The following is a 25027-nucleotide window of genomic DNA, read 5'->3' as shown; positions in this document are numbered from 1 at the left end:
AAACTCGGTATTCTAGGTGATCTATGCTTCAAATTCTTCTCTAAGGACTCTCTGAACATCTAGAATTGTTTCCTCTTCTAAATCTGTTCTTTGTACCAATTCGTCAACATCTTTGTCTAGTACGCTTCTAGCAGTATCTAAACCGATTTTCTTAAATTCGTCGATAATCCATGCTTCGATTTCATCAGAGAATTCTGTTAATTCTACATCTTCGTCTTCAACACCTTCTCTTTGTACATCAATCTCATATCCAGTTAACTCACTTGCCAAACGAATATTCACACCTCCTCTACCAATTGCTCTTGAAACTTCTTCTGGACGTAAAAACACATCCACACGTCCTTTTTTTCCTTCTTCAGGTTGCTCAACAATATTCATTGAAACAATCTTAGCAGGACTCAAAGCTCTTGCAATAAATAGTTCTGTATTTTTAGTGAAATTAATCACATCAATATTTTCATTACCCAATTCACGAACAATTCCGTGAATTCTAGATCCTTTCATCCCAACACAAGCACCTACTGGATCAATTCTATCATCATAAGAATCTACTGCTACTTTCGCTTTCTCTCCTGGGATTCTAGCAACACCTTCAATCGTAATCAAACCATCGAAAACTTCTGGAATTTCTTGTTCGAACAATTTCGATAAGAAACCAGGTGCTGTTCTAGATAAAATAATAACAGGTTTATTACCTCTTAATTCAACACTTTTTATGATTCCTCTTACAGACTCTCCTTTTCTAAAGAAATCTGAACGAATTTGTTCACTTTTCGGAAGCACCAATTCATTCCCCTCATCATCCAATAAAATAACTGCATTGTGTTTGATATGGTGAACTTCTGCCGAATACAAATCTCCTTCTAACTCTTTAAACTGCTTGAAGATATTTGTACTATCGTGCTCGTAAATTTTTGATATTAAGTTTTGACGCAAGGCTAATATAGCTCTTCTACCTAATTGAAATAATTTTACTTCTTCTGAAACATCTTCACCAATTTCGAAATCCGGCTCAATTTTTCTTGCTTCAGATAATTCAATTTCTTCATTGTCGTCTTCAGACATACCGTCTGCAACAACAATTCTATTTCTCCAAATCTCTAAATCTCCTTTATCTGGATTGATAATAATATCAAAATTTTCATCAGAACCAAACTTACGTTTTAAGGCAGCTCTAAACACCTCTTCAAGGATAGACATCAAGGTTACCCTATCGATACTTTTATCGTCTTTAAACTCTGAAAATGAATTTATTAAATCTATATTTTCCATTTCGTCTTACTACTTAAAAAATTAGCTTCACTTTTGCTTCTACTATATTATTATGAGGTATTGTAACCGATTTTTGCACTGTTACTTTTCCTTTTCCAATAGGTTTCGGTTCCCTTGCAGACCATGTTAAAACGATTTGATCGTCTAAAACCTCAACCAATTTTCCTTCAAATTTTTCATCAGCGGTTTTCACTGCTAATGTTCTGCCAATGTTTTTCTTATACTGACGAAAAACAAGTAATGGCTTGGTGATATCTGGTGAACTTACCTCTAAACTAAAATCTTCTTCCTCTCTATCTAATTTAGACTCGACAGCTCTACTGATTCTAATACATTCATTCAAGGGAACCCCCTCATCACCATCAATTATTATTGATATTTTACTATCCGCTAAGAACTCTAAATCAATCAAAAACAAAAGAGGTGATTCCTCTAACGCTTCATGTACCAATTCTTTTATAAGCTCTTTATTCATGCTTTAGTATAAAAAGAGGGGACTTGTAAGTCCCCTTCATTTGCAATAATCCTGATTTTTACGGTGCAAATATAACAACAATAATCGGATATACAAAACACAATACCTTTTGATATTAGTAAATATATCTTTTCTTAACATTCAACAGAAAAGTCTAAGCTATGACAATCATAACTTAGACTTTTACATATCAATTTACAAAAATTGAAACTAATATTTATTAAAATTTAAAACCTTTTGTAAGCACCAAATACAAGGCAGCAAACAAAAAGAATAATGTCATAGAACTATAGAGTATTAGCATTACTTTTTCAAAAAGATTCAAGCCTTCTGCTTTGTCTTGAAAATACTCTTGAATACTTGTAAGAATCCCGGAATGAGAAACTACATGTTTGTCTGAATTAATTGAATGATTTTCTGTCCCCATGGTAGTCGTAATTAAGTTGGTCTTTATTTAGGTATTCATCTAAATCTTACACGGGGTAGTGGCCTTGGTTAATTAATCCAGAAGCAAAACAACACTTGTTATTTTGCACAAGCTTCTTAACCAGTTTTTTACACTCGCAATTTACGAAAAATTCTACAATGAAATAGAAAAATATTAGAAAAATATTAACTGTTGTTGATAAAGTATTTGCTCACAAAAAACTACTTTTGAAAGCTATACCAAGTACTCTTATTACAATTTATGTTTTCAAACGAAGAAAAAAAGCAATACAATAGACATTTCATACTGGATTCTATTGGACTAGAAGGCCAGAAAAAACTTAAAAAAAGCAAAGTCTTAGTTATTGGTGCAGGTGGACTTGGCTGTCCAATTTTACAGTATCTTACAGCTGCTGGAGTTGGAACTATTGGTATAATTGACAACGATACTGTTGACCAAAGCAACCTACAAAGACAAATACTCTTTACTACCGAAGATATAGGAAAACCCAAAGCTCTTTGCGCTGCAAAAAGACTTTCAAAATTAAATCCTTTCATTGAATTCAAAACCTATGTTGCATTTCTATTTTCTGAAAACGCGTTAGACATTTTTCCTGAATACGACATAATTGTAGACGGATCAGATAATTTTCAGACGCGTTATCTAACAAACGACGCTGCTGTTTTAACGAATAAACCGTTAGTTTTTGGTGCTATTTTTAAATTCGAAGGACAAGTAAGTGTATTCAATTATAAAAACGGACCAACCTATCGCTGCTTATTTCCAACACCACCGAGCGCAAACAGTATACCCAATTGTTCTGATGTTGGAGTTCTTGGAGTATTGCCAGGAATCATAGGATGTTTACAAGCTAACGAAACTTTAAAAATTATTTGTGAGATAGGAGAACCCTTGACCGGGAAATTACTTTCTATGAACGCCCTGACTTTACAACAAAACATCTTAAAGTTTCAAAAGAACAACGATATTCAAATCAGCGAATTGATAGACTACGATATCTTCTGTGGTATCGAGAAAGAAAACCCATTAGAAATCGACAGCAAACAACTCGCTCGTATGATACAATCAGACAACATTACACTTATCGATGTTAGAAAACTTATGGAGCGTGAACATTTTAATATAGGAGGCGAACATATACCCCTACATCAAATCCAACAAAAATTAACAGCGTTAGAGCATAAAGACAACATCGTATTGTATTGCCAAGTCGGACAACGAAGTTTACTTGCGGCTAAAATAATTGCAGAAGCCTACCCAGACAAAAATATAAAAAGCTTACATGGTGGAATTGACGCCTGGAAAAAAGAACAACAAAAATAAGAATTACCGCATATGAATCCATTATTAGAAGCATTCAACACCCCTTACGATACAGCCCCTTTTTCAAAGATAAAGAACGAACATTACAAACCTGCTTTTGAAAAAGCGATTGAAATTGCCAAAGAAGAAATTTCATCGATTGTTGACTCTAAAGAGAAACCTTCATTCAGCAACACAACTGAAGCGCTTGAAAAATCAGGCAGATTACTTGACCGTATTTCAAGTATTTTTTTCAATTTAAACTCGGCTGAAACAAACGACGAAATTCAAAAAATCGCCCAAGAAGTCTCTCCTTTATTGTCAGAATTCTCAAACGACATCCGTTTGAATGAAGATTTGTTCAAGAGAGTAAAATCGGTATACGAACAAAGAGATGCGTTGACACTCACCAACGAGCAATTGATGTTATTAGAAAAACAATACAAAGGTTTTTCGAGAAACGGAGCAAATTTAAAAGGTGCTGACCGCGATACTTTGAGAACAATAGACATGCAACTCTCTAAACTTTCATTGCAATTTGGAGAAAACGCACTTGCCGAAACCAATGCATATGAATTGCATATTACTGACGCAGAGACATTAAAAGGATTACCTGAGGGTGCACTGGAAGCTGCCAAACAAACCGCCAAGTTAAAAGAAAAAGATGGATGGCTATTCACACTTGATTACCCGAGCTACATACCTTTTATGACGTATCTCGAAAATCGAGAGTTACGAAAAGAAATGGCCATTGCATTTGGCAAGAAAGCATTTCAAGGAAACGAATTTGACAACCAAAACATCGTACTTGAAATTGTAAAACTCAGACAACAAAGAGCTGAATTATTAGGTTATGATACGCACGCTCATTTTGTACTTGAAGAACGCATGGCTGAAACCCCAGAAACGGTATTGAATTTTTCAAACGAACTATTGAAAAAAGCCAAACCAGCAGCACAAAAAGAATTTGACAAACTTTCTATTTTTGCAAAAAAAGACGGAATCGATCAATTGCAAAAATGGGATGGTGCTTACTATTCTGAAAAACTCAAAAAAGAATTATTTGATTTTGACGAGGAAGCCATAAAACCATATTTCAAATTAGAAAATGTATTGAACGGAGCATTTACCGTAGCAACTAAACTGTTCGGCTTGCAATTTGAAGAAATTTTTGACATTGACACCTACCACGAAGATGTAAGCACCTACAAAGTCACAGATGCAAACGATAATTATATCGCCATTTTTTATGCTGACTTTTTTCCGAGAGCAGGAAAGAGAAACGGAGCTTGGATGACTTCATACAAAGGGCAATATATAGAAGATGGAATAAATAGCAGACCTCACATTTCGAATGTTTGTAATTTTACAAAACCCACAGAAACCAAACCTTCTTTACTAACATTTAACGAGGTAACCACCTTGTTTCATGAATTTGGTCATGGGCTACACGGAATGCTTGCAAACACAACTTACGCTAGCCTATCTGGAACAAGTGTATCATGGGATTTTGTCGAATTGCCAAGTCAAATATTCGAAAACTGGTGTTATGAGGAAGATGTATTGAAATTATTCGCAAAACATTATCAAACTAATGAAGTAATTCCGATGGAATTAATTCAAAAAATAAAAGAAGCCTCTAGTTTCTTAGAGGGAATGCAAACACTTCGCCAATTGAGTTTTGGTTTATTAGATATGTCTTGGCATTCGCAAAGCGAAATTAATTTTGAGCAACTAGATGTTAAAAAATTTGAATCAGACGCTTTTTCTGATACCCAACTATACCCAGAAGTTCAAGAAAACTGTATGAGCACCTCTTTTTCTCATATTTTTCAAGGAGGATATTCTGCGGGATACTATTCGTACAAATGGGCAGAAGTCTTGGATGCCGATGCCTTCGAATACTTCAAAGAAAATGGGATTTTCAACAAAGAAATTGGAGAAAAATTTAAGAATACTGTTTTGTCTCAAGGTGGCACACTAAAACCAATGGACTTATACATAGCGTTCAGAGGTAAAAAACCAAATTCTGATGCTTTGCTAAAAAGAGCAGGGCTTCTATAAAACAATAAGCCGTACCAATTAGGTACGGCTTTATTTTTTCAATATATTTTTCTAAAAATCAGAAAGAGAAAAACATCAATCCCAATTCAATTCACTTCGCTCACTCCAATAATCACTTGAAGAAACTTTCAAAGCCTTAAGAGCATCAATTTCATCAATTGCCAACTGAAACGTATTGACTTTTAAGTTCTGCTCTAGTTGCGCTTCATTTGCAGCACCACTTAAAACAACATCAGGTAAAACAGCGTCCATACAAAAACGCAAAGCAATCGCATCAACACCTACATTGTACTTTTCAGAAAGCATTTTCAAAACATTACTCTCAGACAAAAACACACGTCCGTTTGCCAATCCTTCTTTGATAATAACAAATTTACCCATCTTTTTTAAAGCAACTAATAGTTCGAAAGTGCTTTGTTCGAAAACATTAAATGTAACTTGAAAACTATCAAACAAATGAACACCTTCAACCTCACAATTGATTGCCCTTTCTATGATACTAGATTGATTCGCACCACTAACAGTCAAACCAATTTTTACACCGGTATCCTTTTTTATTTTAGCCAAAGCATTCAAAACATCATCGTTCTCTAAAACCCCACTTTCAAGTGTTGCAGAATGAATTTGATAAACTTTTAATTTAGAAATTAACACTTTTGAGACCTCCCACTGCTCAAGCAATTTCTCGATTGAGTGTTCTTTAATCTCATGAGAACCATTATACCCAAGTTGCCAATTTGCAACATAAGTATATCCCCATTTCGTTGACAAAACAGCATCTGAGTGATTCCTTAGATAGTCCCAGTCTTTTAAAAACGCTTCGCCTTTACCGTATGAAGGTGCTGTATCAAAAAAGCGGATCCCTCGCGCATATGCAAGATCCAAAACCTTTAACGCATTTTCTTTAAAGGCTGTTTCTGACTTATCTATATTTTTATCTTGTCTAATGTTGATATACTCTGGTCGACCAAGAGCCGCCATACCAATTCCTATTTCACTCATGAACCCGAATTATTTCGTTGCTTTTTTCTAAACCTAAACAATGCATACGCCAAAAGACCTACTAATATGTATGGAAAAATCATCAAATACATGATTCCATCATTGACTCCCTCAGCCATACCTACATCACCACTTTCGACCACGGCCTTACACATGGCACATTGACTGTATCCAACTAGTGTAAACATAAATAGAAATAAGCTGATGAATATTTTCATAATATAATTTTAAGGAAGCACCGCAGTATAATATGGCGAAATCATAACATACACAATCACCCCAGTAACTGCAACATACAACCATAAAGGAAATGTATATTTTGCAATTTTCTTATGCAAAGCAACCTGATTTGTTATTCCTCGTACATATGTAATCAACACAAACGGAATTACTGCTATCGACAAAACTATATGACTGATTAATACAAAATAATACACATAACGAATTGCTCCTTCACCTAAATAAGCAGTAGAATCAGATGTCATATGATACAATACATATAAAACCAAAAACACTACAGAGCAAACGATTGCAGCCTTCATTAATTTTTCGTGTGACTTAAGATTCCCTTTTTTCACAGCTGCCACAGCGAAAACTAACAATATCGCAGTTACTGCATTGATACTCGCATAAATTGGAGGTAAAAAAACAGGCAATTGAACATCAATTTTCACTCTAAAAAGTACTGCAACTGCAACAGGAATTGCCACAGATAAAACAACGATTAATTTATTGTATTTTTTTTCTGAACTCATATTTCTATTCTTCTAATAATATTTGGATATCTTCTTTTAACATTTCAATCGCCTTTACATCTAGTCCATCGTAAAATTTAATTGGATTCTCACTTCCACCTGTAGTCACAGTTCTAGAACGAATAAATCCGTTTTTATCAACCAAAGCAAACAAGCCTGAATGCTCAAATCCTCCTTCTACATTTTCATTTTTACCTGCATATAATTTAAATCCTTCGTTCGAAAATTTAAAAATTGCAGCTTCATCACCGGTTAGAAAGTTCCAACTCTCCATTGTAGCTCCTTTTTCATCAGCATAAGATTTCATTACTTCTGGAGTATCGTGTTTTGGGTTGATGCTTATTGAAGCGATTCCAAAATGAGGATTTCCATAATATTTATTCTGAAGCAATACAGTATTCTGAGTCATTATAGGACATATGGTAGGACAAGTAGTAAAAAAGAATTCTACTACATACACTTTACCTGCATAATCATTATTTGAAACCTCTTTACCAAACTGATTTATAAAATTAAAATCAGGAACTTTTTCAAACGTAACTAATTGCTTCTTTTCAGTTCTGGTATCTAACTCGTTCACTCCCCAAATTCCAAAAATCAAGATTATGAAAGCAATCCCTGCGTATGAATAATTATTTTTCACTTAATTTAATTTAGGTTCTTTTACTGCAAATTTAGACTCGTAGAAGACAACTTGCAAGTCTTCTTTTAATTTGTTTTTCAACACAGACACTGAGTTTGTGTCGTAGTTATACAGAATTCCAGATTTCGAATCTTCATCATCTGTTCTTCCTCTTAGACACATCTCTTCATCGATAATAAATACCTTATCGATTCCATTTTTAATATCATACTGCACTGCAGGAATACCGAAACTAGTAACCAACTCTTGAATACTTTCTTCTGAAAGTGAAATAAATTTCCATTTTGGCAAATCAACACCTCCAACTTTTACCAATTCAGCTTGCAACTCCTGTATCGTATTCGAATTAGAATCATCTGGTGCAATCGTCACTACTTGAAAATTTTTATACTTCTCCGTACTTTTATAAATGACTTGGTAAAGATTTAAAATATTTTGATGCGTTCTAACATTTGCCTCAGTCCCTAAAATCGAAAGAACCGTTACCTTATTACGAAAAGGAATTGCTCCTTTAAGGTTAGAAACATTTTCTGTTATTACAGGTAATTTATTAAAGTTCACCTTACCTGAAGCAAGAAACAAAAAGAACAACAACGGTACGATAAAGGTGCAAAAAAGAATAACAATCTTTTTTATTTGATTCGGGTTTTTATCCATTTTCATTAGTTTTTGAATCCAAAAAAAGGTGGATAAACCACCTTAATTATTTTTTATATTTCAATCGAATTAATAGTTCCAGTTAATGTATGGCGCTAAAACTTCGTGAACATATCCTCCTTCGATAATTAGCAATGTTGCTAAATAAGGAATCAAAATCAACAAAGGAATTACAATTGAGTATTTGAAATTTTTCTTTTCATCCGCAATATGCATAAAATACCAAACGATGTAATATGCTTTTACGATTGTTAAAATTAAGAACAATAGGTTCAATAATGAAGTTCCTAAAAACTGAGTTGTAAATAAGAAATCAGGTTTTACGATTCCCAATGCTACTTCTACAATTGTAATTACAGAAAGAATTCCGAATACTTTCCAAATTAATGCTTTATGATTTGCTGCGTGTCCCATTTTATATATTTTTTCGATTTCGAAATAGAAATCTTACAATGTTATTTAATAATTATACTAAGTAGAAGAATGTAAATACAAACACCCATACTAGATCGACAAAGTGCCAGTAAAGACCAACTTTCTCAACCATTTCGTAGTGTCCTCTTTTCTCGTAAGTACCAATAATCACATTAAAGAAGATAATGATATTTAACACAATACCTGAGAATACGTGGAAACCATGAAAACCAGTAATGAAGAAAAAGAAATCTGCAAATTGACTGCTTCCATATTCATTTACTTCTAAATTCGCACCTTCTACAACTCTAGCTGCTTGCTCTAAAAATTTCAACCCTTCTTCTCTAGAAACAATAATTTTCTTTTTTGTTACAGGATCTATTTTTTCGATTCTTAAATCTACATGTGGATTTGCTTTGAAAGAAGCTACAACTTCTTCAACTGTAAATGAAGGTACTTCATCACCAGACTCAAACCACAGACCATTGTGTCTTGTATGTGTAACCTCTTCTTTAGGTTGTGCTTGAACGAAATCTGCCAAGGCTATTTGATGACCATTTTCTGCAAATTGAACAATCTTACCATCTTTTAATTGAACAGCTCCGTAAGAACCTTGGATAAAGTTTTTCCATTCCCAAGCTTGAGAACCAACGAAAATAATACCACCGATAATCGTTAAGAACATGTAAAATGTTACTTTTTTCTTATTCATGTTATGACCTGCATCTACTGCCAACACCATTGTAACAGAAGAGAAAATCAAAATAAATGTCATCAATGCAACATAATACATTGGAGCATGCGCACCATGCATGAACGGAAAGTGAGTAAACACTTCGTCAGCAATTGGCCAAACATCTATAAATTTAAATCTAGTTAAACCGTAAGCGGCAAGAAAACCAGAAAATGTCAATGCATCAGAAACGATGAAAAACCACATCATCATTTTTCCATAACTAGCTCCCATAGGTTGTGCAGAACCTCCGTCCCATGCTTTACCTTCAGATTGATCAGCAATATTTGCTCCCATAAATTTTGTTTAATTAATGTAATATTCTAATTAGTTGGCAAAAATAACCAATTTTTTTAAGTATTAAAATAGAAAAAGCAAAATAAGCCAATCCATAATAAATCTAGAAAGTGCCAGAAGATTTCACCCAGCTCTAAACCTAAAACATCGTCTTTAGGGTACAGTCCAGCAATTTGCTTATAACACACTACTAACAAAGAAATTAACCCTGCCACAACATGTAAAACATGTGCAAAAACAATCACCATTAACATCGACGAAGACACCTTACTTTCTGGACCCGTAAAGTACAATCCCATGTCTTGAAACTCATGAAAACCTTGAAATTGACCATACACAAAGCCTAATCCAAGCGCCAAAGTAAGCAACAACATGACTGTTGTCATTGTTTTATTCCCTTTTTTAGCAGTCAACTTTGCGATGAAAAAAGTAATACTACTTAGCACAATACTCAAAGTGCTAAAACCGAATGCAACTGGCAAATCAAAACTTACCCAGTCTTCGCGATTGCTACTGATAACATAAGCGCTGGTCAAACCTGCAAACATCATTGTCATACTTACCATAGCTACCCACATCATTGGTTTCGCTCCTTTTCTTCTTGCCGTTTTTAACTCTAGATCTAAAGAATTTTCCATGTATCTTCTTTGATTATTTAATGTAAAAATTTATCTATAACATATATGACCTGAACTACTGTAATATACAATACACTAGACAGCATCAACTTTCTCGCCATTTCTCGACTATGGTCTTTTAGCATTTTTACTGCGTAATACAACATACTCAACCCAAGAAATAGTATCAACACAGCAGTAACTGGATGAATACAAAAAGACCCCGTTAGTTTTAGCACTGGCGAAACAGAAACCAATATCATTAGAATGGTATATAAAATAATCTGTCGCACAGCTCCGTTATCTTTCTTACCCATAGGTAGCATGTTAAAACCCGCCTTTTTGTATTCTTCATCTTGCAACCATCCAATCGCCCAAAAATGTGGGAATTGCCAAAAAAACTGAATCAAAAATAAGAAACCAGCTTCCATCCCAAAATTATTAGTTGCAGCGACCCACCCTAACATAAAAGGTATGGCACCTGGAAATGCCCCTACAAAAACACAAAGTGGTGTTACTGGCTTTAGTGGTGTATAAACACTCGTATACAAAAAAATAGATATTGCTCCGAAAAAAGCACTCTTCGGATTAATAGAATACAGAATAAAGATACCAAAAACCGTAAACGCTACTGCAATCGCCATCGCCGTACGCACGGACATACGACCAGCAGGAATTGGTCTGTTTTTAGTTCTTTTCATTAAAGCATCTGTATTCCTTTCAACAATTTGATTGAAAGCATTTGATGCTCCCACCATAAAGTATCCTCCAATTGCCAACAAAAAAATAGTATAGATAGAAATTGCTTCTGGTTCAACTGCCAATAAATACCCAGCAACAGAAGAGAAAACCACACTCATAGACAAGCCTATTTTGGTAAGCTGCTTAAAATCACTAATCCATGTAGATGTTTTTCTACCGTTATCTACCTCATCAACTACAGTGCTCATGTATACTTTTAATTTTTGGCAAAGATATTTCTTTCTTACGTATTGACAATCATTATTTATAAAATTGATGTACTTGATCCATTATTTTAAAAATCAAGTACAATCTAAGGATTACATTCAGTAGCAATAAAGAAAAAAACAACACTAATCAACTACAAAACAGCACTTTAAAAAAAACACAAAAAATCTCATTGTTTTCTATAAATATAAGCTATATTTGCATCCGAATTTGAGCAATCAAAATACCACGCTCGAGTGGTGGAATTGGTAGACACGCTGGACTTAAAATCCAGTGGACTGTAAGGTCCGTATGGGTTCAAGTCCCATCTCGAGTACTAAACCTCTTAACAGCAATGTTGAGAGGTTTTTTTATGTTAATTGTTTTGTAGTTTTCAAAATAGTACCCGTCTAACTGAATTATTTTTTTTCAAAAAAAATGACATAAAATTTATTTATTTATTTTAAATAAGTTTTATATTTGCACTCGCAATAAAAAAACGCGAAAGTAGCTCAGGGGTAGAGCATCACCTTGCCAAGGTGAGGGTCGCGGGTTCAAATCCCGTCTTTCGCTCAATACCACGCTCGAGTGGTGGAATTGGTAGACACGCTGGACTTAAAATCCAGTGGACTGTAAGGTCCGTATGGGTTCAAGTCCCATCTCGAGTACAAAGTCTGTTAACTTAAAGTTAGCAGACTTTTTTTATGTGGATAAAAAAAGTTGTGAAAACACAGTTTTTGACTAATTTTATATTAATTTTCGTGCGCAAAGTTGACGACTATGAAATTTCAATTGAAACATGTAGATGTTGTTGAGGATATCACCAAAGAAGCGTTTATCAAAAACTACTTAAAACCTCAAATCCCTGTTGTTGTAAAGAGTATCTCTAAACAATGGCCTGCATATGAGAAATGGAATTTTGACTATATGAAAGAGGTAGTCGGAGACAAACAGGTTCCTTTATATGACGATAGACCTATCACTCACAAAGATAATTTCAACAGTCCACATGCGCATATGAAGATGACAGAATATGTCGATCTTATTAAAAAAGAGCCTACCAAATACCGTATTTTTCTTTGGAATATTTTAAAAGAAGTTCCAAAACTTCAAAAGGATTTCAAATATCCTGATATGGGAATTAAGTTTTTGAAAAGCTTACCAACACTCTTTTTTGGAGGGTTTGATTCTTTTACTTTTATGCACTATGACTTAGATTTGGCTAACATCTTCCATTTTCATTTTGAAGGAAAAAAACAATGCATGCTATTCGATCAACAACAATCTAAATACTTGTATAAAATTCCAAATTCTTTAATTGCTCATCGAGATATCGATTTTTCTAATCCTGATTTTGAAAAATGGCCCGCTCTGAAGCACGCTAAAGGATTTATAGCCAATTTAGAACACGGAGATATGCTTTATATCCCTGAAGGCTATTGGCACTATATGAAATACATTACTCCTGGGTTTTCTATGAGTTTAAGAAGTATTCCGAAAACACCAAAACACCTAGCGCAAGCCGTTTACAACTTGGTTGTAATGATTCCTATTGAAAACTTGATGAGAAAAACGGCCGGTAAAAAATGGATTGATTGGAAAAACAACAGAGCAAAAAGAAAAAGTGTTGAGCTGCTAGATATGACAGCCTAACGCAATTTATTCAAAAGGTAGTTTTTCAACCTCTACAATCGTATTTTTTTCTCCTTTTTCAACTTTAAAAAACATCACATTACTTCCTTCAACGACTTTGGTATAATAAACACCATTTTCTAAATCGGCAATATCGTATGTTTTTTTATACACGTAGCCTTTGCTCAAGGTTTCTGTAAACAAAAGATCTCCCTTTTCATTTTGCATTACAACCTGTATTGCATTTTCCAAAGCAGTAACTTTTAACACCAAAGTATTGGGTTTTTCATCCTTGAACATCAATTTTGGACTTGGATATGCAAAAGATAAATTGGCGAACAAAACCAACGCAATCAGACAAATGTTTTTCTTAAGAAATGTTTTCATAACCTATCATTGAGAATCACAAAATTACACAAATAGAATCAAATGAAAATATTTTATAAAAACTCAATATTACTTGGTATTTATAGTATATTTGCAGCCGAATATCATTCTTTCGCTCGAGTGGTGGAATTGGTAGACACGCTGGACTTAAAATCCAGTGGACTGTAAGGTCCGTATGGGTTCAAGTCCCATCTCGAGTACAAAAAAACTCTTCACATAGCTGTGAAGAGTTTTTTTATATCAAATAATTTAAACCTGTTACTGCACAACTATCTCATATTGAGGTGTTGGATTTAAAGGACAGAAATAAACATAGGTTCCTTTTTTCAATTTCACCACATTGGTCAAAGATGATTTTCCATCTTTTACCACTTCTTTTACATAGCCTTCTTTGATATGATGTGCTTGATCTGTATGACCTTTCGGTGCAATCACAAAACCAACCTCATGATCAACTCCGTTGTTGGCAATTTCGAAAACATAATCTCCTTCTGAGAGCACCAACCCATGAACAGAAAAATCACCTGTGGTTTGTTCTAATTTAATTGTTTTCGCACTTTGCGCATTCGTACTTACTGAAAACAAGGCTATAACTGTGATGATACTTAAAATAATTACTTTTTTCATGATGTTTCTTTTTTATAATTTATTACTATTTAAACCAATTCTTCTGTTGCCAATTCTTGCGCTTGAGGGAAATCTATTGCGAAATCTGCCAAATTATGGATGTAATTACTGATTGTTTTATCACCAATTACAATTACTAAATCAATTAAATTTTCTTCTGAATAACCTGCATCAAAAAATGCTTGTTTTTTTGCTGCTTCAATTTTTCCTTTATTCTCTGCAATTGCCTTTGTTGTTTTTGCTAAAACATCTAATTTAGAATCGAATGAAGCTGTGCCTCTTCTTATTTCTAAAATTTGAGCTTCAGAAAATCCATTCATTTTTCCAATTACAGTATGTGCAGATAAACAATATTTACAATTATTAATCTGACTCACCACTAAGTTTACCACCTCTCTCTCTTTCGCTTTCAATGAGGATTTCCTGTTTTGTAAAGCTAAATAATCTGCCAAAGCTGTTTCACTTTTTGCGTAGTAAGCATAAAGATTTGGTACAAAACCTAATTTACTTTTTAGGGAATCAAAAATCTCTTGATTGTTATCTGATACTTCTTCTCTTGTTGGTACATTAAATTGTGACATAATATTCGTGTTTTAAATTGTTATTAATTTGTTACACTGCAAAGATGCGACGATGAAATGTGTTTCAAGTTGGTAAGAATTCCTTAGGAGTTGGCAATTTTTCCCAATAGATGTTTTTCTTTGAATTCTGAAGGTGAAACCGTTTCGTATTTTTTAAAAAAACGACTAAATGATTGAATATCAGAAAACCCCAATTCGAAAGTTATCTCTTTAATAGAATAATCGGTATAGATTAACAATCTTCTAGCTTCTAACAACTTTCTATCATGAATAAATCGCAAGGGGGACTTCGCTCCCATTTTAGAAAAAATATTCGCTAGCGTTTTCGGAGATTTATGCAATAACTCTGCATATTCTGCAACGGTGTGTTTTTCTTTGAAATGTGCCTCAACCAAAAAATTAAATTCTCTAACCAAATCAGACAGGCTTTCATCTTTTGGATATTTTTCTTGCTGCTTATAAATTCGAGTCCCCAGAATTAAATATCGCTTTAACATCATTTGTAACATATCAATCTGCAAGCTATCATTTGCATCCATTTCAATTTCAAACATCCTCCATAAAGTTTCAAATTTTTCAAGTTCTTTCGTATCTAAAGTAATTAAAGGCAATCTTGAGGCACCAAAAAACAAAGCGCCTTTACAACTTACTTCTACATCATGATCTAGGATACAATAAAAAGGACGGTTAAATCTGAGAAAACGAATTTCACCAATAGACAATACTTCGATTTTATGAAACTCGGTTAAATATAGAATTTGATTTTTGTCAAAAGAATATTTGATTCCATCAATTTTCAACTCATTTTGATTAGATTGAAACCACAAAACTGTCAAACTACTTTCAACAACCTCCTTTAAAATCTTGCAATTATTTGAAGTAATCTCTTCGAGATGGAGATACTCATTTGTTGTTCCTGTAAATTTCATTTGATTCGACTGTTTTAATCAAAGTCGAAATTACAACCGAATAATTACGAAAAAGGACAAACAAAAAAGGGAAACCGTAGAAGGTTTCCCAATTTTCCAAACTAAACTAAACTTAAACTAAACGTATTTTTAATTCATTAATATTGCCAACATCGTTTCTTCTATAAGAGGTGTAGAGAAATCTACTTTAATTACCATACTATCAGCTTCTTTCGCCATAGCATACGTTGTAGAAAAATCATCATCTAACACTTGAATATAATAAGTCCCATCAGGCAAACTTGAAATATTATATGTCTTTTTATATTTACCACCTGCCTCTATTTGATCTAAGTACAGTACAAAACCATATTGATCTTTTATCACAAGTGACATTTCTTTCTCAACTTGACTCATAACCAGTAAAAAACTATCTTCATTCACTGATGTTACTTCCATTGCTGGTTTCGGATCTCCATTCTCGGCATATGTCATTAGTCCCACTAATAAGATGCACATTCTGATTGTTCTTTTCATTGCTGTTTTCATAATGATATGAATTTTAATTACACTTCAAAGATACAAGCATCCATAAAAAACTAAATCATGCGTTTTGCCATAAAAATGTTCTATATTAACATTAACTATAAAAACATATAATTATTGAGGTAATATCAAACATTTTTATTGGTTTTAATATGTTTAAAACTATCAAAACACAGTATTGACATTCAACAGATAGATTCTGCTACATAATCAATCAAAATTCTTACATTTAAAGAAAGAAAAAAGCATGAAAATCTCTCAAAAATCGAAATTATTACTTGAGTTTCTCCTCATTTTCGTAGTTAGCCCCATTTCATTTACTTTTTCATACCCTATATTTCTAAAGTTAGCAGTTGGAATATTGGGGTTTCTATATATCATTCGGGTGTTATGGCAAAACAAGTATTCTTTTTTCAAAAAATGTTTTACACACTATACAAATAGAGTTGGATTGCAATTCTTATTTAATTTTATCGTTTTGGGCATTGTAAGTTTGCTATATCTCTATAGTACTGATCCCGATTCTTTATTCAATGTTGTCCGAAAAAAACCAAAAATGTGGATTACATTTATTGGAGTATATACGTTTCTTTCTGTCATTCCACAAGAACTCATTTATCGAAGTTTTTATTTCAACCGCTACCAAAAACTTATAAACAACAAGCACTTGTTGCTTTTTATGAATGCTATTGTATTTTCTTTAGGTCATATTTTCTTCATGTCTCCTCTAGTACTTGGGATTACTTTTGTGGGTGGTTGGGTTTTTGCGTATACCTATACAAACACAAAATCTTTACTTTTGGTTTCAATCGAACATGCGATCTATGGATGCTGGTTATACACTGTTGGTTTTGGAGAGCTCTTAGGCTTTCCTGTTCCATAAATTAGACAAAATTTTGACAAGTAAAGACAATTATGAAACTTCAAATTCATTTTTGAGAAGTACATTTGAGATACATTAAATTTTTGATATGCGCTATTATTCTTTGCTCCTAATTCTTTTTTCGATTTCATCTCAACAAGTCTTCTGTCAATCAGACAAAAAGCCAAATGTTCTACTTTTATATATGGATGACTTACGACCAGAGTTAAACTGCTATGGAAAAAACTATATTCATTCACCTAATATAGATCATCTTGCCAAAAGCGGAATTCAATTTAACAATGCCTATTGTAATGTTCCTGTTTGTGGAGCTTCAAGAGCAAGTATGCTTACAGGAATGTATCCTACAAAAGAAAGATTCATCAATTACAACACTTTTGCTTCTAAAGAAGTTCCTACTGCAATTAGCTTACCCAAGCTCTTTAAAAATAACGGTTACACTACCATTTCTAATGGAAAAGTTTACCACCACCTTGACGACAATACAGATGATTGGGATGAGATTTATAGACCCTATGCATTTAATAAAAACAATAAAAATCTTACTCCTACAGATTACTGGCAATCTATATGGAAAGATTACCACGATCCAAAAAACAAAAAAACATATCTCAACACTGGCAACGGACCAGCTTACGAACATTCGAATGTAAACGACACTACGTATATAGATGGATTGATGACACAAAAAGTAATCCGAGATTTAAAAAAATTAAAAAAATCAGACAAACCGTTCTTTCTTACTGCCGGATTTATCTCGAATCACTTGCCTTTTAATGCTCCTACAAAATACTGGAATCTATACCCTGAGTCTTCTATTCAACATCCATACAATAATTACCCTCAAACAAACATTCCAAAAATTGCAATTGGCCGCTATTACGAATTAAGAGCTTATGATAACATTCCAAATAAAGGTAGCTTGGACTCATACACGAGTAAAAAGTTAATCCAAGGATACTATGCTACCGTAAGTTACGTCGATGCCCTTATTGGAAAAATAAGCCAAACCCTAAAAGAATTAGACCTCGAGAAAAACACAATTGTAATATTGGTGGCAGACCATGGATATCTTTTGGAAGAACATGCCGAATGGGCAAAATTCACGAATCATAAACTCACTTCGCAAGTTCCATTGATTATTTCATCTCCGCTAATTGAAGTAAATGATAGCCAAAGCCATTCTTTAGTCGAACTCGTTGACATTTACCCTACCCTAGCTGAATTATGTCATCTGGACGTACCCAAAAACCAACTCGAGGGAAAGAGTTTTGTACAACTTTTCAAAAACCCTAGAAAGCCTTTTAAAGAATATGTTTTCACCAAAAAAGGGAACGGTTTTACAATCAAAACAGAAAAATACAGTTATACAGAATACATCAATCCAACAACAGGAAACACAATCACTTCAACACTTTTCGATCATCATTCTGATGCAGATGAAAATACAAACATAAGCAACGATCCAAAACACAAAAAAACAATTCGTGAACTCAGTAAATTACTCCACAATAATTTCACCACAAATATTAAAGGAAAATAAAAAAAAGCCTCCAAATACGGAGGCTTTTTCTAGTTAATTGTTAATGATAATTTTACTTGTAGATTGGTGACCCTCAATGTTTGTAACCATAAGTACATACATCCCAGATTGAAGATCGGTTAGATCGATTTTTTCAGAGTTCACGGAAATTCTTTTCAAAAGTTGTCCGGAGACAGAGACTACGGTAATTTGGGAAATACTTTTATAATTCTTAAGTGTAATCATCCCATTAGAAGGATTTGGATAAAAGACAAAAGGTTCGTTATGCACCTCATCCACCGAAAGACTATCTTCTATAATCCCTGAAACATCGTCGAAATAATATGTCCCAACCGTTTTTCCTGCATTGATTTTTACAACAACCTGTTGCGTATCTTCTGCAAATGAAACTGGATATTCAAATTCTTGATAGTTAGCTGTCAAATTCATTACTGGTGACGTTAAATTTGTGGTAACACCTTCTCCATTCATCACTTGAATCTGAAATCGAAAAGAAGTACCAGCATCAGGAGATTTCGCTTGTACAGTAAACTTTACATCTTTATCTTTTAAATTTCCACCATAAACTTTATTTTTTAAAACTGCCTTATTATAGGCATCTCCAGTAGTTACGTCAATCTTTGCCGATACACTTCCATCAAATGACTCTGTTGTACCATCAGTAAAACTTGCTACTGCATTCCCCCCAGTAACAAACTCCCAATTTGTATTATGTCCACATTCAAAATCTCCATTGATTACCGTACCGTTTTCTTCAATAAAATCACAATATCTTTTTCCATCTTCACGTCCTAAAACACTCACTTCTGCCAAAGCCAATTGTGTAGTTCCTTCTGCCTGAATCCGAACATACCTCCCTTTAGCAGTAATTCCTGTTTTTGAATACAATCTAGAACCTGTCTCTCCTCGATAAAAATATACCAATGCATTCGTTTTTGCGGTTGCCAAATCTACATCTCCAAATGGCTCATCGTCGATCAAGACATAAAAATTTTTAAATTTTGAATCTACCGTTGCAATGGCACTACCATTTAAGTTTTGTGTACCCCAAACCTCTATAGACTCAATATTATAGTCTTTACCTAAATCTAGATCCCACCATGGCTCAGATTCTTCTTCCGTGTAAGATGATGATCCCACAGGAACCAATCCTTTTTGAAAATACTGAGCATGCAATCTACCATTTGTATTCCCATCGATTGCCCTAGAAGCAGGAGTTTCTATCGTTAATCCCTTATAAGATTCAGCAGTTGAAGTAGTACTTTGTGTTGCTACACCTTTCAAACTTACTAACTGAGCTTTTGGAGCCAACTCCATTTCAGTTTCATAAATTGCATTTGAATAGGGAGCAGTAGCAGGTGCATTCAATATATTTATTCTTATCGGAAATGATTTGTATTCAAAAGACAAACGATCAGGTACTGATTCGTTCACAATAAAATACAACTGATTACCATTTGCTGCATCTTTATAAACGTTATTCTCTACCAAATACGCTTCGAATTTGGCTTTTGAAGCAAATTCATAAATTCTTTGCGGATAATCAAAACGCAGGTTTCCTTGGGCCCAAGCTGATTTTACTCCATAGTTATAAGACCCAATGCAATCTGAAATATACCCATCAACTTCAAATCTAAAATCATTGGCTGCAACATCAACCTCTAAATCTGCTTCATCTGTTAAGGTAAATGCTATGTCTCTATCATCCATCACATCAGCGGTTGACAAATAGACAATGTTATCTGTATGTTCATCATAAGAATAAGTTGCTCCATCTGTATCTAGCTCTAATTCGTAATGTTCTGTTACATTTGATTCGGAATAGTTTATAAATGACCATTGGGTAAAACCATTATTTCTCGTCTTTAACTGGGTATAATCAGTACCCAAACCTACCACTTTTGACACGCGTATTGCAGTAGCACAGTCTTCAATTTTTATATTTTCAAAACTATGATTAGATGAGTGTTTCCACATATCCATTCCTCTAGAATTCGAGTTTTTCCCAGAAATATAGACATCCTTAAACGAATAATCTGCTTGATATGTAAGCTGCAAACCTATGTTACAGCCCCAAGACTTAAACCCATCAAAAACAGACCTAGACTCGTGATTTAATCCCATATCTCTTTCAATAGAGTTTAACGCATTATAACTATTTACAACAACTGTATTTTCAACAATCAACGCCACTTCAATCGGCATCACGCCATCACCTTCCTTGCTATACCCTTCAACATCTAAAGGAAAATGGTCTACCTGATGTGTAGGTCGTAGAGCTTTTAAAGCCTCTGGATCGACTCTTAGCAAATTCGTTTTTACCGGATTAATATTGGTTACTCCTACGCCAAAATTAGAATCTGAAATAATATTATTCCTACATACTACAGCTCTACCTCTCAACGCCAATGCTTCTCCTCGAAACAAATAATCGTCGTAAAATAATGCAGAATGATAAAAATCTGGATCGAAATAATTTTCACCTTCAACAGGAGTAAAAGCATCCCCTATACCAGATCTCGCTTTTGTTATTTTCACCAAAAAATTATCATCCCAGAAGCCTGTTTCATTTCCTGCCTCAGACACGATACCTGCACCAGCTACTTCGTATACGATATTGTTCGTTATTTCGGCATGTGAATCGTGGTGTGTAATTCCCCAACCCGGATTTCCCCATACAACATTTCCTTCGACATACGCCGCCTGTGTACCATTCGCTGCACCCGTTCTATGCAAATGAATTGAATAACGACCTCTGGAGTTTGTTATTTTGGTTGCATCTGCTTTTTTTAACTGCATACACTCTAAACCTAAAGCAGATAGTTTTGATGTAAAAACAACAGGTTCAATCCACTGATCGTAAATAAAATCATCAGCAACTCTGCTTTTATCTGTTCTCCCTAAGTTTTTAAATCGTGCATATCTGAATTGGACATCCATAGGATTGTGCATCGCCATTATATGTCCTCTTCGTGAGGTCATTGAAATGTCTGCTGAAGAAAATGTAATATTTCTTGATAAATTACCCACATAACAATGCAAACTTTCTGCTCCCTTTCCTTCATGATTGAAACTTAAATTCGAGGTAACTTGAACTGACGTCCCTGAAACAGAACCTATTTCTCTTTCGTCAACTCCTCTTGAGTTCGTATCAATATTTCCACCACTGTTGATGACCAGTTCATCACCTGCTAACCAACCGGAAGGAGCTTCTACCAATTGAAGTGTCTTCTGCCCTTTTGCAGCATCAGCACTCAATTTCAGTTTGGTCGTTTTCACTTTTCCTAATACCTGTATTTGCCCCATGGTTGCCAAACCTAAAGAAAGTTGCTCTGCATCCCAAGAAGATCTTCCATACACTCCCGGACCGTCATCAATCAATTCATTAGAATATTCTGTAAGCGTTGTATTGGCATTTCCTTCAGCTGCCGTATCAAATCGTTCTTTATCGTCAGTCGTTGTTAATTTATAGGTTACTTTATAATGATTGATACCATCCTTAAAATGAGTTTCCGCAGCACTATTCCAGACCAATGGATAAATTCTAGTTCCTGCATCTTTATGCTGCTCAATATCAAAAGGCTTGAAAATCACATCTATCTTACCATCACTCGCATCAGAAGCATGAAAGTAAATTTTTGAAGACATCGTTCCTACAAAAGTATCAACAATCAACTTCGTGATACTTGCACTATTGGTTTGCGTAAAGGTAAGTTTCCCTATTACTTTTATCGCAAAAATATGTGCTTCTGAACTTCCTTCATATGTTATTTCTTTATCTGCCGGTATCAACACAATTGCTCCTGCACTCGGTACCGTATTTGTATTCCATGTTGCTGGAGTAAACCATGAGCCATCGTTGACTGCTTTGTGAGTTTCTGTACCATCAGGAATTAAATCTGCTATAGAACTTGCTGCTATCGTTTCACTAAAAAACAAAGAGAGAAATAATGTTGCTATGTATATATATAATTTCATAAAAATGAATCGTGGTTTGGTTGGTTGATTTGGTAAAAATTGGAGTTATTTTTTTTCTAAAAATCCTTCAGAAACTAAAAAATCATCCATTGCTAAGACTGTTTTTTCCAGGAACGGACTTTTGTTAAAAAACGAATGAGGTTGCCCTTCGTACAAGATTAAATCACATCTACTACCTACTGCTTTCATTTTCTTTTCATACTCCAATGAAGAACTAACAGGGGTTGTTTTATCTTTAGTACCGAAAAACACAATAGTTGGGGGCGCTCCTTTAGAAATGTTATGCAGTGGTGAAATTTCAAGGTATCTTCCCTGCATTTTACCATAACCGTATCCGTTTTTACTATTGTCATAAACTGGATTAAACAACACCAAAACTTTTGGTTTCGAGCTTATCGATAGATCTTCATTCTTTCCTTCTAAACCAGGTATATTTCCACAAACGGCCGCCAAATGACCACCGGCAGACCCTCCTCCAGCTGCAATCATATCTGGATTGACATGTAATTCCTTTGCATGTGACCTAACATAACGAATCGCAGATTTTGCGTCTTCTACAGCTTCAAATGGAGATGTTTTATGTACATTAAAAATTCTATATTCTACGGATATTGCAATCATTCCTCTTGAGGCCAAATAAGACGCTTGTCTTTTAAAGGCTTTGTAATTCCCACCGTTCCATCCTCCTCCATGAAAAAACACCATGCAGTTATAGGTCTTTTTTTTATCAAAGTTTTGTGGCTTGTATATATAAAGGTTCAATCCAATGGTATCTATTTTTTTATACGCTACCACTTCTGGTACGATGGTTGGAAATTTAATTTGTGCCATTGTTACAAAAGAGAACAGTAGCAATAAACAAAGTGTGATTTTTTTCATTTTGATTAAATATGTATTGGTTTATGTTGTATTCAAATTTACCAACAACTTAAACCTTGCTAGTCTAACGATTGTCATATAAGGTTTGATATTTGTCAAAACAAAAAAACACCGTCAATAATGACAGTGTTTTTTCAACTATTTTTTATGTGCTTACTTCTTAAATATCCTTTTTGAAGCTGTCAATCCTTCATCAGAAGTCAACTTAACGATGTAAGATCCATTCTCTAAAGATGAAGTATCAATCGAATTTACATTTGACACAGAAATAATTCTTTGCCCTAATATATTAAACACCTCAACGGTAGCAACATCTTTTGAAATACGCAATACATCATTAACTGGGTTTGGATATACACTTACTTGTAAATCTTGTTTCGGTTTGTTAAAAATACCAGCTACAGGATCTACAAAACTAGAAACCACATTATCAATTGCCACTACCTCTGAACTGTTTGCTCCATCTCTAATTTTTATTCTCACTTGAATCTTTCTAAACGCCCCTAAATTATTCGCTTTATTAAACTCAATCGGATGCCACGCTCCATCTGCAGCAATAGTTGTAATACCAGTAGACAACGAACCAATAACTCCATCTGCAGCATCGTATAATTTGAATACGGCCTGGTATTCAGCACCTGCACCTGTTGTTTTGGCATCAAATGTAATTGTAAACAACTCTGTAGTTCTATCTTCTCCAAGATCATAAATATCATTGTCAAAATATGTTGCGTCAGAAGTACCTGTTTGGTCTGCACTAAAAGTAAGGGCAGCTGCAGTTCCTGTATCAGCACCTGCTCCATCAGTACCAGTTATTGTACCCATAGAAGATTGAGAGTCATTCGTGTGTGTCCAGTTTGTTGTGCTACCTCCACCTGTTTCAAAATCACCATTTAAAACATAGTTATCATAAAGAGTTGCTTCTTCAAAGGTTACATTATCTATGTAAAATGTTTTTGTATCTGTTTTACCAATAATTCTTACATTAAGATTGGTTGCACCATCTATATTATGAAATGTATATGAATAGTCTTCCCAATCGGCTGTTTCCAAAGTATAATTTTCTCCAGAGATCAACGAACCTTGATAGACAGCTCCTTGAATTTTTGTACCTATTTCACCTTTTACTCTAAATTTCAATATATAAACTCCTGTATTTCCTGGAGCAGTATTTGGCGATGTTTTTGCTCCAGACGAAGTTCCTGAAGCTATAAGCTTCATTGCTCCTAATGGAAGACCGTCTCCTTCAGCTGATTCATGTACTAGTGATGTTGGGCTACCTTGTGTAGTCCATCCTGAAATATCAGAATCAAATGTTCCGTTCGTAACTTGGGCAAAACCCAAAGCTGATATTAACGTAAATATTAAAGTAATTTTTTTCATAATGATATGTATTAATGGTTAGTTATTTTGTTATCTATTACAAAATTAGGATA

The 25027-nt window shown here is 34.2% G+C and carries 25 protein-coding genes and 4 tRNA genes; 9 read left to right on the top strand and 20 right to left on the bottom strand.

What is annotated here, in order from left to right:
• Positions 1-21: 21 nt before the first annotated feature.
• The 3 genes from nusA to F6P99_RS07620 all read right to left on the bottom strand — a co-directional run bounded on the left by nusA (position 22) and on the right by F6P99_RS07620 (position 2174).
• Positions 22-1272, bottom strand: a complete 1251-nt coding sequence (nusA, locus tag F6P99_RS07630; RefSeq protein WP_152286878.1) for a transcription termination factor NusA — start codon at positions 1270-1272, stop codon at positions 22-24.
• Between the two features lie 13 nt (positions 1273-1285).
• Complete coding sequence (gene rimP / locus F6P99_RS07625; protein ID WP_152286877.1) at positions 1286-1747, bottom strand: ribosome assembly cofactor RimP; 462 nt, start codon at positions 1745-1747, stop codon at positions 1286-1288.
• A gap of 220 nt (positions 1748-1967) precedes the next feature.
• Positions 1968-2174 (bottom strand): hypothetical protein, encoded by a 207-nt coding sequence (locus tag F6P99_RS07620; protein WP_152286876.1) that lies wholly within the window; start codon positions 2172-2174, stop codon positions 1968-1970.
• A 261-nt stretch (positions 2175-2435) separates the two neighbouring features.
• On the opposite strand from F6P99_RS07620, the gene moeB reads away from it, so the two are divergent.
• Together moeB and F6P99_RS07610 are read left to right on the top strand one after the other, a co-directional pair.
• Complete coding sequence (moeB, locus tag F6P99_RS07615; protein WP_152286875.1) at positions 2436-3518, top strand: molybdopterin-synthase adenylyltransferase MoeB; 1083 nt, start codon at positions 2436-2438, stop codon at positions 3516-3518.
• A 12-nt stretch (positions 3519-3530) separates the two neighbouring features.
• Entirely contained in the window at positions 3531-5561 is a 2031-nt protein-coding gene (locus F6P99_RS07610) for a M3 family metallopeptidase (RefSeq protein WP_152286874.1), read from the top strand.
• A 75-nt stretch (positions 5562-5636) separates the two neighbouring features.
• On the opposite strand, the gene F6P99_RS07605 is transcribed toward F6P99_RS07610, so the two are convergent.
• From F6P99_RS07605 to cyoE, 9 genes are all read right to left on the bottom strand, one after another.
• Positions 5637-6563, bottom strand: a complete 927-nt coding sequence (locus F6P99_RS07605) for an aldo/keto reductase (protein ID WP_152286873.1) — start codon at positions 6561-6563, stop codon at positions 5637-5639.
• The gene (locus F6P99_RS07600) at positions 6560-6781 is read right to left on the bottom strand and encodes a hypothetical protein (RefSeq protein ID WP_152286872.1); all 222 of its coding nucleotides are present in this window, start codon (positions 6779-6781) and stop codon (positions 6560-6562) included. Before F6P99_RS07600 ends, F6P99_RS07605 begins: the two co-directional genes overlap by 4 nt.
• Positions 6782-6790: 9 nt before the next feature.
• A complete protein-coding gene (locus tag F6P99_RS07595; protein WP_152286871.1) occupies positions 6791-7318 on the bottom strand; it encodes a DUF420 domain-containing protein in 528 nt (175 codons plus the stop codon).
• Between the two features lie 4 nt (positions 7319-7322).
• The gene (locus tag F6P99_RS07590; RefSeq protein WP_152286870.1) at positions 7323-7961 is read right to left on the bottom strand and encodes an SCO family protein; all 639 of its coding nucleotides are present in this window, start codon (positions 7959-7961) and stop codon (positions 7323-7325) included.
• Complete coding sequence (locus F6P99_RS07585) at positions 7962-8618, bottom strand: hypothetical protein (protein ID WP_152286869.1); 657 nt, start codon at positions 8616-8618, stop codon at positions 7962-7964.
• A gap of 69 nt (positions 8619-8687) precedes the next feature.
• Positions 8688-9032 carry a cytochrome C oxidase subunit IV family protein gene (locus F6P99_RS07580; protein ID WP_152286868.1) on the bottom strand — a complete coding sequence of 115 codons (345 nt, stop codon included), beginning with the start codon at positions 9030-9032 and terminating at the stop codon, positions 8688-8690.
• Between the two features lie 52 nt (positions 9033-9084).
• Positions 9085-10062: a cytochrome c oxidase subunit 3 gene (locus F6P99_RS07575; protein WP_152286867.1), complete on the bottom strand. Its 978-nt coding sequence runs from the start codon at positions 10060-10062 to the stop codon at positions 9085-9087.
• A gap of 56 nt (positions 10063-10118) precedes the next feature.
• Positions 10119-10700: a cytochrome c oxidase subunit 3 gene (locus tag F6P99_RS07570; RefSeq protein WP_152286866.1), complete on the bottom strand. Its 582-nt coding sequence runs from the start codon at positions 10698-10700 to the stop codon at positions 10119-10121.
• A 17-nt stretch (positions 10701-10717) separates the two neighbouring features.
• Positions 10718-11629, bottom strand: a complete 912-nt coding sequence (gene cyoE / locus F6P99_RS07565; protein WP_152286865.1) for a heme o synthase — start codon at positions 11627-11629, stop codon at positions 10718-10720.
• Between the two features lie 249 nt (positions 11630-11878).
• Here cyoE and F6P99_RS07560 point away from each other — a divergent pair.
• The 4 genes from F6P99_RS07560 to F6P99_RS07545 all read left to right on the top strand — a co-directional run bounded on the left by F6P99_RS07560 (position 11879) and on the right by F6P99_RS07545 (position 13280).
• Positions 11879-11964, top strand: a tRNA-Leu gene (locus F6P99_RS07560).
• Positions 11965-12128: 164 nt separating this feature from the next.
• A tRNA-Gly gene (locus tag F6P99_RS07555) sits at positions 12129-12200 on the top strand.
• Between the two features lie 9 nt (positions 12201-12209).
• A tRNA-Leu gene (locus F6P99_RS07550) sits at positions 12210-12295 on the top strand.
• 112 nt (positions 12296-12407) lie between these two features.
• Positions 12408-13280, top strand: a complete 873-nt coding sequence (locus tag F6P99_RS07545) for a cupin-like domain-containing protein (protein ID WP_152286864.1) — start codon at positions 12408-12410, stop codon at positions 13278-13280.
• 6 nt (positions 13281-13286) lie between these two features.
• On the opposite strand, the gene F6P99_RS07540 is transcribed toward F6P99_RS07545, so the two are convergent.
• The gene (locus F6P99_RS07540) at positions 13287-13646 is read right to left on the bottom strand and encodes a hypothetical protein (protein WP_152286863.1); all 360 of its coding nucleotides are present in this window, start codon (positions 13644-13646) and stop codon (positions 13287-13289) included.
• Between the two features lie 114 nt (positions 13647-13760).
• On the opposite strand from F6P99_RS07540, the gene F6P99_RS07535 reads away from it, so the two are divergent.
• Positions 13761-13846: transfer RNA gene (locus F6P99_RS07535), tRNA-Leu, on the top strand.
• 58 nt (positions 13847-13904) lie between these two features.
• Here the strand turns inward: F6P99_RS07535 and F6P99_RS07530 are convergent.
• The 4 genes from F6P99_RS07530 to F6P99_RS07515 form a co-directional block, all read right to left on the bottom strand.
• Positions 13905-14273 carry a cupredoxin domain-containing protein gene (locus tag F6P99_RS07530; protein WP_152286862.1) on the bottom strand — a complete coding sequence of 123 codons (369 nt, stop codon included), beginning with the start codon at positions 14271-14273 and terminating at the stop codon, positions 13905-13907.
• 29 nt (positions 14274-14302) lie between these two features.
• Positions 14303-14854 (bottom strand): carboxymuconolactone decarboxylase family protein, encoded by a 552-nt coding sequence (locus tag F6P99_RS07525; RefSeq protein WP_152286861.1) that lies wholly within the window; start codon positions 14852-14854, stop codon positions 14303-14305.
• Between the two features lie 83 nt (positions 14855-14937).
• Positions 14938-15783, bottom strand: a complete 846-nt coding sequence (locus tag F6P99_RS07520; RefSeq protein ID WP_152286860.1) for a helix-turn-helix domain-containing protein — start codon at positions 15781-15783, stop codon at positions 14938-14940.
• Positions 15784-15912: 129 nt separating this feature from the next.
• Positions 15913-16311, bottom strand: coding sequence for a hypothetical protein (locus tag F6P99_RS07515; protein WP_152286859.1), 399 nt, complete (start codon positions 16309-16311; stop codon positions 15913-15915).
• A gap of 553 nt (positions 16312-16864) precedes the next feature.
• Here F6P99_RS07515 and F6P99_RS13400 point away from each other — a divergent pair.
• Both F6P99_RS13400 and F6P99_RS07505 read left to right on the top strand, forming a co-directional pair.
• Positions 16865-17191: a CPBP family intramembrane glutamic endopeptidase gene (locus F6P99_RS13400; protein WP_193316028.1), complete on the top strand. Its 327-nt coding sequence runs from the start codon at positions 16865-16867 to the stop codon at positions 17189-17191.
• An 88-nt stretch (positions 17192-17279) separates the two neighbouring features.
• Positions 17280-18734: a sulfatase gene (locus F6P99_RS07505; protein ID WP_152286857.1), complete on the top strand. Its 1455-nt coding sequence runs from the start codon at positions 17280-17282 to the stop codon at positions 18732-18734.
• Between the two features lie 33 nt (positions 18735-18767).
• Here the strand turns inward: F6P99_RS07505 and F6P99_RS07500 are convergent, their stop codons facing one another.
• The 3 genes from F6P99_RS07500 to F6P99_RS07490 all read right to left on the bottom strand — a co-directional run bounded on the left by F6P99_RS07500 (position 18768) and on the right by F6P99_RS07490 (position 24974).
• Complete coding sequence (locus F6P99_RS07500) at positions 18768-22712, bottom strand: T9SS type A sorting domain-containing protein (RefSeq protein ID WP_152286856.1); 3945 nt, start codon at positions 22710-22712, stop codon at positions 18768-18770.
• Positions 22713-22757: 45 nt separating this feature from the next.
• Complete coding sequence (locus F6P99_RS07495; RefSeq protein ID WP_193316026.1) at positions 22758-23543, bottom strand: alpha/beta hydrolase; 786 nt, start codon at positions 23541-23543, stop codon at positions 22758-22760.
• 201 nt (positions 23544-23744) lie between these two features.
• On the bottom strand, positions 23745-24974 hold the full coding sequence (locus F6P99_RS07490; protein ID WP_152286854.1) for a T9SS type A sorting domain-containing protein: 1230 nt from the start codon (positions 24972-24974) through the stop codon (positions 23745-23747).
• Positions 24975-25027 lie beyond the last annotated feature (53 nt).

Source organism: Flavicella marina (assembly GCF_009193215.1).
GTDB lineage: Bacteria > Bacteroidota > Bacteroidia > Flavobacteriales > Flavobacteriaceae > Flavicella > Flavicella marina.
This window is presented reverse-complemented; position numbering and strand designations above follow the sequence as displayed.

What these genes read in the sequence shown, in the direction of transcription:
- F6P99_RS07490 (WP_152286854.1), bottom strand. Translation starts at nt 24,974, where the DNA reads ATGAAAAAAATTACTTTAATATTTACGTTAATATCAGCTTTGGGTTTT.
- F6P99_RS07530 (WP_152286862.1), bottom strand. Translation starts at nt 14,273, where the DNA reads ATGAAAAAAGTAATTATTTTAAGTATCATCACAGTTATAGCCTTGTTT.
- F6P99_RS07525 (WP_152286861.1), bottom strand. Translation starts at nt 14,854, where the DNA reads ATGTCACAATTTAATGTACCAACAAGAGAAGAAGTATCAGATAACAAT.
- F6P99_RS07570 (WP_152286866.1), bottom strand. Translation starts at nt 10,700, where the DNA reads ATGGAAAATTCTTTAGATCTAGAGTTAAAAACGGCAAGAAGAAAAGGA.
- F6P99_RS07620 (WP_152286876.1), bottom strand. Translation starts at nt 2,174, where the DNA reads ATGGGGACAGAAAATCATTCAATTAATTCAGACAAACATGTAGTTTCT.
- F6P99_RS07505 (WP_152286857.1), top strand. Translation starts at nt 17,280, where the DNA reads ATGCGCTATTATTCTTTGCTCCTAATTCTTTTTTCGATTTCATCTCAA.
- F6P99_RS13400 (WP_193316028.1), top strand. Translation starts at nt 16,865, where the DNA reads ATGTGGATTACATTTATTGGAGTATATACGTTTCTTTCTGTCATTCCA.
- F6P99_RS07580 (WP_152286868.1), bottom strand. Translation starts at nt 9,032, where the DNA reads ATGGGACACGCAGCAAATCATAAAGCATTAATTTGGAAAGTATTCGGA.
- F6P99_RS07515 (WP_152286859.1), bottom strand. Translation starts at nt 16,311, where the DNA reads ATGAAAACAGCAATGAAAAGAACAATCAGAATGTGCATCTTATTAGTG.
- F6P99_RS07500 (WP_152286856.1), bottom strand. Translation starts at nt 22,712, where the DNA reads ATGAAATTATATATATACATAGCAACATTATTTCTCTCTTTGTTTTTT.
- nusA (WP_152286878.1), bottom strand. Translation starts at nt 1,272, where the DNA reads ATGGAAAATATAGATTTAATAAATTCATTTTCAGAGTTTAAAGACGAT.
- F6P99_RS07605 (WP_152286873.1), bottom strand. Translation starts at nt 6,563, where the DNA reads ATGAGTGAAATAGGAATTGGTATGGCGGCTCTTGGTCGACCAGAGTAT.
- F6P99_RS07595 (WP_152286871.1), bottom strand. Translation starts at nt 7,318, where the DNA reads ATGAGTTCAGAAAAAAAATACAATAAATTAATCGTTGTTTTATCTGTG.
- F6P99_RS07540 (WP_152286863.1), bottom strand. Translation starts at nt 13,646, where the DNA reads ATGAAAACATTTCTTAAGAAAAACATTTGTCTGATTGCGTTGGTTTTG.
- F6P99_RS07600 (WP_152286872.1), bottom strand. Translation starts at nt 6,781, where the DNA reads ATGAAAATATTCATCAGCTTATTTCTATTTATGTTTACACTAGTTGGA.
- moeB (WP_152286875.1), top strand. Translation starts at nt 2,436, where the DNA reads ATGTTTTCAAACGAAGAAAAAAAGCAATACAATAGACATTTCATACTG.
- F6P99_RS07610 (WP_152286874.1), top strand. Translation starts at nt 3,531, where the DNA reads ATGAATCCATTATTAGAAGCATTCAACACCCCTTACGATACAGCCCCT.
- F6P99_RS07495 (WP_193316026.1), bottom strand. Translation starts at nt 23,543, where the DNA reads ATGGCACAAATTAAATTTCCAACCATCGTACCAGAAGTGGTAGCGTAT.
- F6P99_RS07585 (WP_152286869.1), bottom strand. Translation starts at nt 8,618, where the DNA reads ATGGATAAAAACCCGAATCAAATAAAAAAGATTGTTATTCTTTTTTGC.
- F6P99_RS07545 (WP_152286864.1), top strand. Translation starts at nt 12,408, where the DNA reads ATGAAATTTCAATTGAAACATGTAGATGTTGTTGAGGATATCACCAAA.
- F6P99_RS07575 (WP_152286867.1), bottom strand. Translation starts at nt 10,062, where the DNA reads ATGGGAGCAAATATTGCTGATCAATCTGAAGGTAAAGCATGGGACGGA.
- rimP (WP_152286877.1), bottom strand. Translation starts at nt 1,747, where the DNA reads ATGAATAAAGAGCTTATAAAAGAATTGGTACATGAAGCGTTAGAGGAA.
- F6P99_RS07520 (WP_152286860.1), bottom strand. Translation starts at nt 15,783, where the DNA reads ATGAAATTTACAGGAACAACAAATGAGTATCTCCATCTCGAAGAGATT.
- cyoE (WP_152286865.1), bottom strand. Translation starts at nt 11,629, where the DNA reads ATGAGCACTGTAGTTGATGAGGTAGATAACGGTAGAAAAACATCTACA.